At 41.1% G+C, this 13,957-nt stretch carries 14 protein-coding genes; 6 read left to right on the top strand and 8 right to left on the bottom strand.

Annotated elements, in window-relative coordinates; all coding sequences use genetic code 11:
* Positions 1-2: 2 nt before the first annotated feature.
* Together C900_RS19710 and C900_RS19705 are read left to right on the top strand one after the other, a co-directional pair.
* Positions 3-464, top strand: a complete 462-nt coding sequence (locus tag C900_RS19710; protein WP_009581946.1) for an ExbD/TolR family protein — start codon at positions 3-5, stop codon at positions 462-464.
* Between the two features lie 78 nt (positions 465-542).
* Positions 543-1,889, top strand: a complete 1,347-nt coding sequence (locus C900_RS19705; RefSeq protein ID WP_009581945.1) for an MFS transporter — start codon at positions 543-545, stop codon at positions 1,887-1,889.
* A 26-nt stretch (positions 1,890-1,915) separates the two neighbouring features.
* On the opposite strand, the gene C900_RS28705 is transcribed toward C900_RS19705, so the two are convergent.
* From C900_RS28705 to C900_RS19695, 3 genes are read right to left on the bottom strand one after another with little or no spacing between them, the layout of a single operon-like run.
* Positions 1,916-2,761: an SLC13 family permease gene (locus C900_RS28705; protein ID WP_009581944.1), complete on the bottom strand. Its 846-nt coding sequence runs from the start codon at positions 2,759-2,761 to the stop codon at positions 1,916-1,918.
* 4 nt (positions 2,762-2,765) lie between these two features.
* Entirely contained in the window at positions 2,766-3,707 is a 942-nt protein-coding gene (locus C900_RS28700) for an SLC13 family permease (RefSeq protein ID WP_009581943.1), read from the bottom strand.
* Positions 3,708-3,712: 5 nt separating this feature from the next.
* Positions 3,713-4,483, bottom strand: coding sequence for an AMP nucleosidase (locus tag C900_RS19695; protein WP_009581942.1), 771 nt, complete (start codon positions 4,481-4,483; stop codon positions 3,713-3,715).
* A gap of 289 nt (positions 4,484-4,772) precedes the next feature.
* Between C900_RS19695 and C900_RS19690 the strand changes: the two genes are divergently transcribed.
* Complete coding sequence (locus C900_RS19690; RefSeq protein WP_040497152.1) at positions 4,773-5,216, top strand: type I restriction enzyme HsdR N-terminal domain-containing protein; 444 nt, start codon at positions 4,773-4,775, stop codon at positions 5,214-5,216.
* A 54-nt stretch (positions 5,217-5,270) separates the two neighbouring features.
* Here C900_RS19690 and ald read toward each other — a convergent pair whose 3' ends face one another.
* Positions 5,271-6,383 carry an alanine dehydrogenase gene (gene ald / locus C900_RS19685; RefSeq protein WP_009581940.1) on the bottom strand — a complete coding sequence of 371 codons (1,113 nt, stop codon included), beginning with the start codon at positions 6,381-6,383 and terminating at the stop codon, positions 5,271-5,273.
* 315 nt (positions 6,384-6,698) lie between these two features.
* Between ald and C900_RS19680 the strand changes: the two genes are divergently transcribed.
* The gene (locus tag C900_RS19680) at positions 6,699-9,104 is read left to right on the top strand and encodes an alpha-ketoacid dehydrogenase subunit alpha/beta (protein WP_009581939.1); all 2,406 of its coding nucleotides are present in this window, start codon (positions 6,699-6,701) and stop codon (positions 9,102-9,104) included.
* Here the strand turns inward: C900_RS19680 and C900_RS19675 are convergent.
* Complete coding sequence (locus tag C900_RS19675) at positions 9,101-9,841, bottom strand: hypothetical protein (protein ID WP_009581938.1); 741 nt, start codon at positions 9,839-9,841, stop codon at positions 9,101-9,103. The two genes, C900_RS19680 and C900_RS19675, sit on opposite strands and share 4 nt — an antisense overlap.
* Before the next feature lie 44 nt (positions 9,842-9,885).
* Between C900_RS19675 and C900_RS19670 the strand changes: the two genes are divergently transcribed.
* Both C900_RS19670 and C900_RS30880 read left to right on the top strand, forming a co-directional pair.
* Positions 9,886-10,872 (top strand): LuxE/PaaK family acyltransferase, encoded by a 987-nt coding sequence (locus C900_RS19670; RefSeq protein ID WP_009581937.1) that lies wholly within the window; start codon positions 9,886-9,888, stop codon positions 10,870-10,872.
* Positions 10,873-10,985: 113 nt separating this feature from the next.
* Positions 10,986-11,117, top strand: a complete 132-nt coding sequence (locus C900_RS30880; RefSeq protein ID WP_009581936.1) for a hypothetical protein — start codon at positions 10,986-10,988, stop codon at positions 11,115-11,117.
* 29 nt (positions 11,118-11,146) lie between these two features.
* Here the strand turns inward: C900_RS30880 and C900_RS19665 are convergent, their stop codons facing one another.
* The 3 genes from C900_RS19665 to C900_RS31060 all read right to left on the bottom strand — a co-directional run bounded on the left by C900_RS19665 (position 11,147) and on the right by C900_RS31060 (position 13,640).
* Entirely contained in the window at positions 11,147-12,307 is a 1,161-nt protein-coding gene (locus C900_RS19665) for a sigma-54-dependent transcriptional regulator (protein WP_009581935.1), read from the bottom strand.
* 138 nt (positions 12,308-12,445) lie between these two features.
* Entirely contained in the window at positions 12,446-13,450 is a 1,005-nt protein-coding gene (locus C900_RS19660) for an ATP-binding protein (RefSeq protein ID WP_051052921.1), read from the bottom strand.
* A 73-nt stretch (positions 13,451-13,523) separates the two neighbouring features.
* Positions 13,524-13,640, bottom strand: coding sequence for a hypothetical protein (locus C900_RS31060; RefSeq protein ID WP_425401999.1), 117 nt, complete (start codon positions 13,638-13,640; stop codon positions 13,524-13,526).
* Between the last annotated feature and the right edge of the window lie 317 nt (positions 13,641-13,957).

Here is a 13,957-nt window from a genome sequence, read left to right as displayed (position 1 = left end):
CGATGTCAAAGTTTAAGAAAAAAGCAAATACCAAGCAGGATATCCCTACATCTGCTTTACCTGATATCATCTTCATGCTGTTATTCTTCTTTATGGTGACTACGGTATTGAGAGAGGTGACTATTAATGTTAAGCAGAGGATTCCTGATGCGACACAGCTTAGAAAGCTGCAGAGAAAATCTTTGGTGAGCTACCTGTATATTGGTGAGCCGAAGAAAACAGCTCAATGGGGTACAGAGCCGAGAATTCAGGCAAATGATGTATTCATTGAGCCTAAAGATGTGATACTTTGGGTAAATCAGGAGAAAGACAAACTGAATGAAGTAGAAAGAGACCAGCTTACTGTTGCCATGAAAGTGGATAAAGAAGCAAAAAGAGGACTGGTTTCAGATGTAGAGTTGCAATTAAGAAAGGCCAATGCCAGAAAACTGCTCTACACCACTCTTCAGGAAATGGAAGAATAACTTGCGCATAATGTAAATTAATAGATAAAAGGGCTTTCTGTTACGGCAGCAAGCCCTTTTTTATTTAATAGTTCCTAAATGCAGATCAACAGTAGTAAGATTATTAACGGATGGTGCATGTATGATTGGGCCAATTCTGTTTACTCTCTGGTAATTACATCAGCGATTTTTCCTGTTTACTATAATAGTATAACAACGAGTGCCTCCGGGTCAGACATGGTTGATTTTTTTGGTATAGAGGTTATTAACTCTGTACTATACTCTTATTCATTGTCGTTTTCGTTTTTGTTCGTTGCTGCTATTTTGCCTTTACTATCAGGAATAGCTGACTACAGCGGGCGTAAGAAGTTCTTTATGAAGTGCTTCATGTATACGGGGGCGCTGTCCTGCATTGGCCTGTACTTTTTTACAGGCCCTGAAGATGTGGAGTGGGCCATAATCTGTTCAGTGCTGGCAAGTGTAGGCTATTCCGGTAGTCTTGTTTTTTACGATGCATTTTTACCAGAAATTACTACAGAAGACAGGTTCGACAAGACCAGTGCCAAGGGGTATGCCCTGGGGTATATAGGCAGCGTCATTCTTCTAGTTGTCAATCTTGTGATGATACAAAAATTTGAATGGTTCGGCTTTGAAGATAAAGCTGTAGCCACACGATTTTCTTTCCTACTTGTAGGTTTGTGGTGGATAGGTTTTTCTCAGATCACGTTTGCTGTGGTACCGGATAATGTATATAACCAACAACCAAAAGGGAATATATTTACCGAAGGCTACAACGAATTGCAAAAGGTCTGGTCAAGTTTAGGCAAACTAAAGGTGATGAAATTATTTTTAGTGGCCTTCTTCTTCTACAATATGGGTGTACAGACTGTTATGTACATGGCGGCCACTTTTGGCTCTAAAGAGTTGCAGTTGGCTGATGATAAGCTTATTCTGACTGTTCTTATAATACAACTGGTAGCGGTAGCAGGAGCCTATTTCTTCGCGTATGTCAGCAAGTTGAGAGGAAATAAGACTTCTTTACTGATAATGGTATTTATATGGATACTAATATGTCTGGGAGCCTACTTCGTGTATAATGAATATGAGTTTTATGTGTTGGCCTTTGTGGTGGGGCTTGTGATGGGAGGTATTCAGTCACTTTCACGTGCTACCTATGCAAAGCTAATACCTGCGGGAAGTATTGACCATGCCTCCTACTTCAGCTTCTATGACGTCACTTACAATATATCCATCGTTTTAGGTACTTTCGCTTATGGGTTTATAGAACAGCTTACCGGCGACATGCGTAATAGTACCCTTGCCCTTATGCTCTTTTTCATGGTAGGGTTAGGCTTTTTGCTGTTGATCAGAGTGCCTCTGCATAGGGTGATTAAAGTACACACTGGGCATGATGTACATGAAAACTATGCCATATCTCAGAAGTAAAAATTAAGATGGTAGATCCTGCCAGATCAAATAAATACCTCTCTATATAGAAAAATAATAGTGAGCAGTGTTAACGTCAGATAGATCAGTGTTACCGGGAGGCCTATTTTTACAAAATCTTTAAACGTATACCCGCCCGGGCCGTATATTATAAGGTTAGTCTGATAACCTATAGGGGTCAAAAAGGCGGCAGAAGCAGAGAAAGCGATACCTAGATAGAAGGGTGAGCCATCAATGCCCAGCCCTGCAGTAACTGCAAGCGCCAAAGGGAAGGCAATAGCTACTGCTCCTACATTGGTAATGAATGATGTGAGTAATGTGGTAATCAGCATTAGCCCACCTAAAATAGCAATCGGGCCATAAGGTTGCAGAAGGCTTAAAGCGTGTTTTGCCACCAACTGTCCTGCACCTGTATTGATCATTGCCTCGCCAACAGAAAGAGATAGTACCAGAATAGCGACCAGATTGACGTCCAGATCGCGTTTCATATTCTTGATAGTAATAAGCTTCATCCCTACCATGGCGGTAAATATGATCAACAATGCAACAAATAAGCTGAAGGTCTGACTGGCTACAAGACCTGCTGCCAGGACCAGTACAATATAGAGCTTGTATATGCTATTCTTTCCCCTTTCTATCTCCTTGTTGGCACCTGTAATAATGTAGAGATCCTTATAAAGGTCAACGCGGTCTTTGAACTCGTCTCCGACATAAAGTAACAGCACGTCCCCTGCTTTAATAGTAATGCGGCCGATCTTACCGCTTAATTTTTCTCCATTACGGTGAACGGCAATGACGGCTGCATCATATCTTTCCCTGAAGTTAGATTTTTTTATTGTCTTACCAATCAGGCTGCTATTAGCGCTAACCACACTTTCAACAACCCGTAGCTTGCCGTTGGTAGACGGGGTTAACTTGTCCTGGCAACTCCACCCCGATATCAGTAAGTGTAAGGTCTACAATATTATCTGTGTTGCCCGCAAAGATCAGGATATCATTGGCCTGAATAATTTCTTTGGGACCAACCGGTGAAATGAGCATATCATCCCGGACTATCTCTACCAAATACACTCCATTGAGGTTTCTAAGCCCCCCTTGGGCAACAGATTTTCCGATCAGGCGGCTATTTTCACTCAGTCGTTTTTCTATAAGATACTCTCGTTTATTGGCTTCGAATTTATCAATGATATCAGTTCTGTTAGGGAGTAATTTGTTGCTGAATAACATTAAGAATATCAGGCATGCCACTGCTACGATCGATCCGGTAATAAGCAAGTCAATAGGTTTGATACCTCCCAAATCCTGCTCATGCATAAATCCATTTAGTACCAGTGTGGTGGAGGTACCAATAAGCGTGATCATCCCGCCAAGAATGGTGGCATACGATAACGGTATCAATAGTTTGGAAGGCGAAATGTTGTTCTTCTTTCCCCAGCTAAATACATAGGGTGTCATCAATACTACTACCGGGGTGTTGTTGACAAATGATGACATAACAGCGACCTTGCTCATCATTGAAATGAGGAAACCGCGATAAGTTTTGGTTCTTCCGAATACCTTGTCAAGGAACACCTCCACATTAAAGTTACTTCTGATACCAGCCGTAATCAGTATGAGCAATATCACACTGGCAATGGATTGGTTTGAAAAACCTTCCAGTACTTCGTGAGGAGTTATTACGCCAAAAAGAGCCAGAAGCAGGGCAGCAAATAAAAAGCTTACTGCTGGCTTAAACCACTCTTTATAGATGGAGATAAATAATAACAGAATAATGCCGAGTACTAGATAAGGCTGGACATCCGAAGGTATAAAATTCATACAGTTCAGTATCTAAGGTGTTTTACCGAATCACCGGAGTTGATAAGCTCCATCAGTGCATCAATACCAATTTGTAAGTGACTATTAACAAAGTGATTTGTTACCTTTTTGTCACTTTCAGAGGTTTTAACACCTTCGGGTATCATTGGGTTATCGGAAACAAGCAGAAGAGCGCCTCGTGGTATTTCATTTTTAAACCCTACTGTAAATAAAGTGGCCGTCTCCATGTCTATACCCATTACCCTAATTTCCTGCAGATATTTTTTAAATGCCTTATCATGTTCCCATACTCTTCTGTTGGTGGTATAGATCGTGCCTGTCCAGTAGTCCAGTTCATGTTTCTTTATCATTGAAGACACGGCTCGCTGAAGGCTAAACGATGGGAGGGCAGGTATTTCCTGCGGCAGGTACTCATTGCTTGTGCCTTCCCCTCTTATAGCTGCTATGGGGAGAATAAGATCTCCCAGCTTGGTTTTTTTCTTTAATCCTCCACATTTACCAAGAAAAAGGGCTGCCTTGGGCTCTATTGCTGATATCAGGTCCATAACGGTGGCTGCCATAGCGCTGCCCATACCAAAATTGATGATCGTAATGTTATTTGCCGTGGCTGTTTGCATCGGTTTATCCAAACCATACACCGGCACACCAAATTTTTCAGAAAACATATGAACGTAATTGATGAAGTTGGTCAGTAGAATATACTTGCCAAACTCTTCCAAGGGGGTACCGGTATAACGAGGGAGCCAGTTATCGACTATTTCTTTTTTTGTCTTCATTTATTAAATATTAAATTATTATCACCTTTCAATGAAAGGATATTATTGAAAATCAATTCTTTTTTGTTGTTGGTGAAAGGTGCGATTAAAAATCTTGAGCCTCATTCGTTCATCTGTTTTGGCTAATTCGTGTCTCTAAGAAAACGCCAATGTCTGCGTTACGCTCGCTCCAAAAATGCTCACGTACCCCAGTACGCTCCACTTTTTTGCACTTCGCAAGCCTTGACCTTGCCGTTTTCTTAAAGCCACATAGAGTTTTCTTACAAACACTAATTCAGTACATTTGAAAATGATTGAATTGAATCTCCCGGAGATCGACTGCAATATTAGAAAAAAAGAGGGGAAAATTGAGATTTTTGATGTGATCAGAAAGAAATTTGTTGCACTGACGCCTGAGGAGTGGGTGAGGCAGCACATTGTTCATTTTCTGATCTTTCAACGGGACTACCCCAGATCGCTGATTAGAGTGGAATCAGGGCTGAAGTACAACCAGTTAAAAAAACGCTCGGATATTTTAGTTTATAACAGAATGGCACGGCCATTTCTCGTTGTTGAATGCAAATCCTATGATGTTAGTATAAGTCAGGCTACGCTTAATCAGGTGTCGATATATAATAAACAGTTGGGAGCTCAATTCGCCATGGTCTCCAACGGGTTAATCCATTATTGCTGTGAGTTTGATCATGGTGCCGGTAAAATGAAATTCATTGATAGTTTTCCGGCCTTTAAATAAAAAAGCTGTGGATGGTAACCTGTACCGACCACAGCTTTAACAGTTAAACTGATCTTATAAGAATTTTTCTACCCCTGTTGAAGGCAGGTTAAATGCCTCACCAACAGCTTTGTAGACTATCTCTCCATTGATAATGTTCAAACCTGATTTTAGTTCATTATTATCCTTACAGGCTTGTTTCCAGCCTTTATTGGCCAACTGAATAGCGTAAGGGAGGGTAGCATTTGTTAAAGCCAAAGTCGAAGTATAAGGAACCGCTCCTGGCATGTTGGCCACACAGTAGTGAACTACATCATCGATGATATAAGTAGGGTCTTCATGGGTTGTCGGCTTACATGTCTCTATACAACCACCTTGATCCACCGCTACATCTACCAATACAGTGCCAGGCCTCATGTCTTTTAGCATATCTCTGGTGATTAGATTTGGCGCTTTTGCTCCGGGTATAAGCACTGCTCCAATGATCAGGTCGTGACTGCCGATAAGCTCTCTTATGTTATATTCGTTTGACATAAATGTATTCACATTAGCAGGCATTACATCATCCAGATATCTCAGACGAGGCAGGCTAACATCCATGATAGTTACGTCAGCACCCATCCCTGCGGCCATTTTTGCAGCGTTGGTACCTACTACACCACCACCCAGTATGAGTACTTTTGCCGGCCTTACACCAGGTACTCCGCCAAGTAGGATTCCACGGCCTTTAAGCGGTTTTTCGAGGTATTTCGCACCTTCCTGAACAGACATACGCCCTGCAACTTCTGACATAGGTACAAGCAGCGGTAAACTTCTGTCTTCTTTCTCAACGGTTTCGTATGCAAGACATACCGCTTTGCTCTCCATCATGGCCTTCGTTAATGGCTCATAAGAGGCAAAATGGAAATAGGTAAATACCAGTTGATCCTTTTTTATGAGCTTGTACTCAGGCTCTATCGGCTCCTTTACCTTCATGATCATCTCAGCGATCTCATAGGTCTTTTCAATGGTAGGTAACATTTGAGCGCCAGCCGATTGATATTCACTATCGGGAAAACCACTTCCTTCGCCTGCAGAGGATTGTACATACACAGTATGGCCTCTTTTGATCAACTCCTTTGCTCCGGCAGGAGTTAGTGCCACCCGGTTTTCATTATTTTTAATTTCTTTAGGTACACCTATTATCATGACTTGTTATTTTATTAAGGGCTACAAATATAGTAAGTCACAACACATTATGCAGACGTTTGCAATGAATTTTAAAGCGGGTTTTAGATGGATGATTTTTTTGCTAAAAATAAAATTCTTAGGTTTTTGTGGTATGCAGAATTTATCATAAACCTTTATGATTTTATCAAAATTAAGTGTTGCAACTTGCGTTTGTAGTTTAATGCGCTATATTCTGCCACTTGAAGTAAATTTGAAAGCTTGGGCTTTTTCGTTAATTTTGTTACCCTTCACAAAGAAGTGATCAATTGTAAAATGCATTAAAACCGAAACAATTTGAGTACTACTAAGACCATCGGGAAAACTTCTAAAAACGTGAGTGAGATACTTCAGGACTATAAATTGGCCTGTGAGAGTCGCGAAGCCAGCTTGTTGGGAAGGAAGGAAGTTTTTATGGGCAAGGCCAAATTCGGCATATTTGGTGACGGAAAGGAATTGGCCCAGATTGCTATGGCAAAGGCTTTTAAGCCAGGTGATTTCCGGTCCGGATATTATAGAGATCAGACATTTATGTTCGCCATTGGCGAACTTAATATGCAGGAGTATTTTGCTCAGTTGTACGCACATACGGATGTAGAGGCGGATCCAGCCTCTGCGGGTAGGCTTATGAACGGGCACTTCGCCACCCGTATGCTCGATGAGTCCGGTGAATTGAAAGAACTATGCAAAGAAAGGAATAGTAGCTCTGATATTTCTCCCACTGCTGCACAAATGCCCAGGCTGGTCGGGCTGGCCTATGCTTCAAAATTGTTTAGGCAAAACAATGGGCTAAAAGATTTTAAAAATCTCTCTGTACATGGCAATGAAGTGGCTTTCGGAACCATAGGTAATGCTTCCACTTCTGAGGGAATGTTCTATGAAGCTATCAATGCAGCGGGGGTCTTGCAAATCCCTATGCTCATGTCGGTATGGGACGATGATTATGGTATTTCCGTGCCTAAAGAATATCACACAACGAAGGGTAGTATTTCAGAGGTGTTGGCCGGTTTTCAGAGGAATGGGAAAAATGCCGGATTTGAAATTTTCACTGTTAAAGGGTGGGATTACGAAAACCTGCTTAAAACATATCAGAAAGCGGCTCGTGTGTCACGGGAAGAACATGTACCTACACTAGTGCATGTGCTGGAAATGACCCAGCCCCAGGGCCACTCTACCAGTGGATCGCACGAACGATATAAGAGCAGGGAGCGACTGGAGTGGGAAAAGGAATACGATTGTATTGTTAAGTTCAGAGAGTGGATATTAGAGAATGGCTGGGTAGAGCCTGAGGAGCTGGATAATATCGAAGAGCAGGCAAAGCAATCGGCAAAAGAGGCAAAAAATGCTGCCTGGAAGGCTTTTATGGCTTCCATAAAAGATGATGAGAAAATGGCGCTTGATCTGTTAGATCAGGCCATTGAGCAAAGCCAAAACGCTGCTGCTTTGAGGTCTGTCAAAACCAACCTGGAAAGTACTTTGAATTCTATCAGGCTGGATAGCATTAAAGCTGTTAAAAGAGCTTTGAGGTTGATAAAGGCAGAGGATATACCCGTAAGGAAACAACTTCAGCAATGGGTTAAACGTGTTGAAGCCGAGAATTTAGAAAGATTTAGCTCTCACTTGTATAGTGAATCTGCTCTGAGCGCTCTGAAAGTAGAGGAAATTAAGGCCAGATTTGACGAGGAAGCAAAGGTAGTGGATGGACGTGAAGTGCTTCAGGCTTGTTTTGATGCAGCTTTGGCAAGAGATCCAAGGGTATTTGCCTTTGGCGAGGATGTAGGGAAGATTGGTGATGTGAATCAGGCATTTGCCGGCCTGCAGGAAAAATACGGTGAGCTTAGAGTTACCGATACGGGTATTCGCGAGTGTACTATCGTAGGGCAGGGCATAGGCGCTGCTTTAAGAGGTCTGCGTCCTATTGCTGAAATCCAATACCTGGACTATCTGCTGTATGCCATCCAGATATTATCGGATGATCTGGCGACTTTACAATATAGAACGCGGGGTGGACAAAAAGCTCCTTTGATCATAAGAACGAGGGGACACAGGCTGGAAGGTGTATGGCATTCCGGGTCACCTATGGGTATGATATTAAATAGCATTCGTGGTATTTATGTATTGGTGCCCAGAAATATGACTCAGGCTGCTGGTTTCTATAATACCATGCTTAAGTCTGATGATGCGGCTCTGATCATAGAATGTTTGAATGGTTACAGGCTCAAAGAAAGGATACCTCAAAATATAGGTGAGTTTACTGTACCTCTGGGGAAACCGGAAATACTACGCAGCGGTACAGACGTGACCATTGTTACTTATGGCTCTATGTGCCGTGTAGTAATGGAGGCAGCAGAACAGCTAAACGAGGAAGGTATTTCGTGTGAAGTGATAGATGTACAAACTTTGTTGCCCTTTGATATCGATCACACCATTGTTGAGTCATTGAAGAAAACCAACAGGGTGGTTTTTGCCGATGAGGACGTGCCGGGTGGCGCCAGTGCATTTATGATGCAGAAGGTACTTGAGGAACAGAATGGTTACAAATGCCTGGATTCGAAACCAATAACCATAACCGGTAAGGAACACAGACCAGCATATGCTTCAGATGGCGACTATTTCTCTAAGCCAAACACAGAAGAGGTGTTCGATAAGGTATATGCCCTGATGGCCGAAGCAAACCCTGATAAGTATCCGGATATATACTAATTCACCTGAATTTCGCTTAGTCTGAATTCAGGTGTTTCTACTACGTTGCTGAAATGGCCTTTACGGTCAATGATCTGTATCCTTAACTTCATGGTTTTGCCGGTAAAAAGCGGTTTGAATCCTGTTGATACCATGCCATAGCGTAATGAACCTTCCAATACCCGTGCTTTGTCGGGTGTATCGTTTAATAGCGGGAATCGCCCGTTATAGTCTATGCTACAATCAATTTCCCTTCTCCAGTCAAATTTTTTGAATTCTCCGGCTTCCAGTATCAGATAGTCTATATATATGTTGTGGTATCTTTTATTGAATTGAAAGTATACAGTATCTTCAAGCTGTGTGCCATCCTGATAGTAAATCTCCGGCTGTGTATCCCAACTGATACATTTATAAAAGCCCTCAAAGGGCGGTAAGGTATCGATCACACCAATGTCATCAATAGTCATGAGGTCTTCAGCGCCTTCATTAGCGAAGTCAAAGAGTTTACCGGTTTTGTTGCTATAATAGTTTTTTAGGTTGTATGGAGCTGTTGATTCTGTTGCTCTAAGGCCGAGGTCTCCATCACCATCTTCAAATTTGATAACAATGATCAGACTATCCGGGTCACTATTGTCGCCAACCACTTTAAAAAGAACATCATTATACTCTATTTTTGGAGTATCAGGATAATCTGGAGCATCAAAACAAGATGTCAGGCTCAATCCCGCAATAAAGAGTATTAAACTGTTTATCTTCATTGTTTGAAACTTGATACAGGAGAAACGCATAAAATATTAAACGATTGAATTCTTTTAAAAGTTTTTATCAGGATATCTTTAATGTAAATAAATCAAATTTTGATGAACTGGCATTAAACATCTTTCAATATCAGGCTGTTGCTAATCCTGTATATAGATCCTACATAGAAAATTTAGGTATTAATCCAACTCATGTTAAGGAGGTAAAACAGATCCCATTCCTTCCCATTTCTTTTTTTAAAACTCAGCAGGTGACCACGGGTAGCTGGGCTGCTGAAGCAGTATTCGAAAGCAGCGGCACAACAGGACAAGTCACGAGTAAGCATTTTGTTAAAGATAAGCAGTTTTATCTTAAAAATGCACATTACATATTTAGATACTATTATGGAGACCTTAGTCAATTTCATATATTAGCTCTTTTGCCGTCTTATCTGGAGCGAGTCAATTCCTCCCTCGTGATGATGGCCGAACATTTCATTGAATTAACCGGATCATCTTATAGTGGCTTTTACCTCAATAACCATGATCAGTTGCTGGAAACTATTGAAAGGATCAATGACAATAGAAAAATACTCTTGATAGGCGTGTCTTTTGCTTTGCTGGACCTGGCGGAAAGATATAACCCCAACTTGTCAGGTGTGATAGTAATGGAAACAGGAGGCATGAAAGGCAGAAGAAAGGAAATGATCCGGGAAGAGTTGCATAATGAACTGAAGGAGGGGTTGAATGTTGAGAAAGTTCATTCGGAATATGGGATGACGGAGCTGTTGTCTCAAGCCTATTCGCATGATCAGGGAGTGTTTCACACTCCACAATGGATGAAAATCATTCTGCGGGATGTGAATGACCCTTTTGACCTGGATGTAAGAAAATCATCCGGGGGAATAAATATTATTGATCTGGCAAATATTGATAGCTGTGCATTCATAGAGACGCAAGATGTCGGAAAAATGAGCCCAGGAGGTGGTTTTGAAGTTGTCGGTCGCTTTGATAACTCGGATATCAGAGGGTGTAATTTGATGGTGTTCTGATCAATTGATAAGTGTTACAAGTGTTATATTTGATTAAAAAGTTTGAAAAATTGAATTGAGTTTAATACTTTTGATTATATTTTGTCAAAAATCACTTAACCTAACCTTTAACAATGAAACTAAGATTAGCTGTCGTTCTTCTAGTTGTTTTTGGGCTTTCGGCTTGCAGCCAGTATACCTGCCCTACGTACGCTAAGAAAGATGTAAAGAAGAAGGAAGTAACCAGTGAGAAAGAAAGAATGTAATATCCTTTCTTTCCTGTCTCTGTTTTATTTTACCTAATATCTACGTTTTTGGTAACATCTTCAGTGGTGATCTCCTGCCCGGACATTATTACTAAGCGTTCAACAACATTTCGGAGCTCCCTGATATTTCCTGTCCATTCATGTTTCTGAAGTAATTCGACAGCCTTGTCGCTGATGCTCTTTGGCTTTATACCATACTCAGCGGCAATATCGGATAAAAACCGTTCTACCAGCAAAGGTATATCATCTTTACGATCTCTGAGTGCAGGTACTTTGATCAAGATCACGCTAAGCCGGTGATAAAGGTCTTCCCTGAATTTATTCTCTTCAATAGCTGCTTTAAGGTCTTTGTTTGTAGCTGCCACTACTCTTACGTTTACCTTTATCTCCTTATCTCCACCTACACGGGTAATTTTATTTTCCTGTAGCGCTCGTAACACTTTGGCCTGAGCAGATAAGCTCATATCTCCTATTTCGTCCAGAAAAAGAGTGCCGCCATGTGCTTGTTCGAACTTGCCAATACGTTGCTTAATGGCTGAAGTGAACGAGCCTTTTTCATGGCCGAACAATTCGCTTTCTATTAATTCGGAAGGTATAGCTGCACAGTTTACCTCTATCATAGGCCCTTTTGCACGACCACTTTTTTCATGTATCCAGCGAGCCACAAGCTCCTTACCGGTTCCGTTTTCCCCGGTTATCAATACTCTGGCTTCGGTGGGAGCTACTTTTTCGATGGCTTCTTTTACCTGCCTGATAGCTCCAGACTCACCTACGATATCAAATTTATCGGAGATTTTCTTTTTCAATACGCGGGTTTCATTGACAAGGGTAGACTTGTCGAGTGCATTTCTCAGTGTTACAAGCAGCCTGTTGAGGTCCGGGGGCTTTTGTATGAAGTCATAAGCTCCTTTTTTTGTGGCTTCCACGGCTGTTTCGATGGTGCCGTGGGCGCTGATCATTATGAATTGGGTATCCACGCCTTGCTCTACAGCTTTTTCAAGTACCTCAAGCCCATCCATCTTGGGCATCTTTATATCGCAAAGTGCAGCATCAAATTTTTCCCTGGTAAGTAGTTTCAATCCTTCTTCTCCATTTTTTGCTTCCGCTACGTCATACTTTTCATACTCCAGGATCTCTTTGAGTGTATCCCGGATGCTCTGCTCATCATCAATAATTAATATTTTTGGCATATTGATATGTTTTAAAATAAGTGATGCCACCGCTTGAGCAATGGCATCACTAAAATAAGAAAAAAATACAAGCCGGAAGCCTGGTGTTTATAGATGAATCCGGGGGCTTGGTTATATTTTGATATGTAAAATTCGTTGTTACTGCCATAGCGAATATAGCGGTACAGCCCAAAGATTTTGAACAAACGGAATAGATTCCCTGCCGGGATAAAGGACAATACCCCCTTTGAAATCATTTTTTATTAATGATGCCAGTACTTGTATTCCTTTAAAGTCTTGTATGCTAACAGACTCTTTAGCTTTGACTTCAATGGCAAATATTCCTCCGTCAGGTCTTTCCAGGATAAAATCAACTTCTTTTCCATCACTTGTTCTAAAGTGAAAAAGTTGGGCTTTTATATTACTGAACGATAATTGTTTCACAAGTTCTGTGGCAACATAATTTTCTAAAATATGTCCAAAGAGGTCAGGTTTATTAATGATCAGGGTGTCGATGTTCAAACCCAATAGATGGCATAGCATGAGAGTATCTGTTAAATACCCTTTTGGAGATTTAACAAGCCTTTTTCCTATGTTTCTGTACCAGGGAATGATATCAAAGTTCAGGAACATCATTTTCAAAATGTTCCGGTAAAATTTCCCGGTGACTGAATGGAGCCCTACATCTCTTGAAATGTCAGAGTCGTTAATTAGATTGCCCGTTCTTGTTGCCAATATTCTTAAAATGGAGGGAAGTAGGGCAATTTTCTCTAAGTCAGCTAACATGCGAACATCCCTCTGTAAAATAGTAGTGAGATAGCCATCAAACCAAATGCGTTGATCATCTGTGGTCTTGCCTGATATTTCCGGGAAGGTGCCGAGTTTAATAGCTTCAAGCGTGGTTATTCCACGATCATTCATGCCGGAAAAATCCATATTAATTATGCGATGGATGATGCCCCCCTTTCCTTTGGATGCCTCTGCTGTACAAAAAGGATAAAGCGTCATGACGCTCATGCGGCCAACCAAGGCATTGGAAAGCTGTGGAATGGCCAGTATATTGGCCGAGCCGGTAAGTAAATATCTGCCGTTTGCCTGAGAACGATCATTCAGTCTTAAATCGTCCACCACTGTTTTTAACGCCCTGAATAGCTCAGGTACCATCTGCACTCATCTATAATTAAAGTATTGTTATAACCGGTAAGAAAGGATTCAGGTGAAGTAGCAGCGGCCGCCATTAGAGTAGGCGATCGAATGATACATAATCTGCAGGAGTATTTTTAATACCTATATCGTTTCGTATACTCTGAACAAGTGTACTTTTTCCAACCTGTCTGGCGCCATTAAGGAAGATAACCGGATTTACTTTTAGTGCATTAAGAAGAGCAGGAGTTATTTTTCTTGGTATGGTGTCTTCAATGTCTCACTTTTTTGTAAATTTAAAGACTAACTTTAAAATTTTTAAATATAATATTTAAAAATGTAAAGTTGACATAGGTTGGTAGGTAAAAAGAATTAGAAGGTGTTTTATAAGTCAAAAATTTAATTTAATAGTCATTCTGACGAAGGAAGAACTTTCCTGAGATTCTTAATTCTGCCTTTGAAACTGAGCAAGATCCCTCGTTGCCCTACCAATGACAAGTTGTGCAATACATTGATAATCAATCAACT

The organism is Fulvivirga imtechensis AK7, from assembly GCF_000331535.1.
In the GTDB taxonomy this organism is placed as follows: domain Bacteria; phylum Bacteroidota; class Bacteroidia; order Cytophagales; family Cyclobacteriaceae; genus Fulvivirga; species Fulvivirga imtechensis.
The sequence above is the reverse complement of the archived record's forward strand: the minus strand, read 5'-3'. Positions and strand labels throughout refer to the sequence as shown.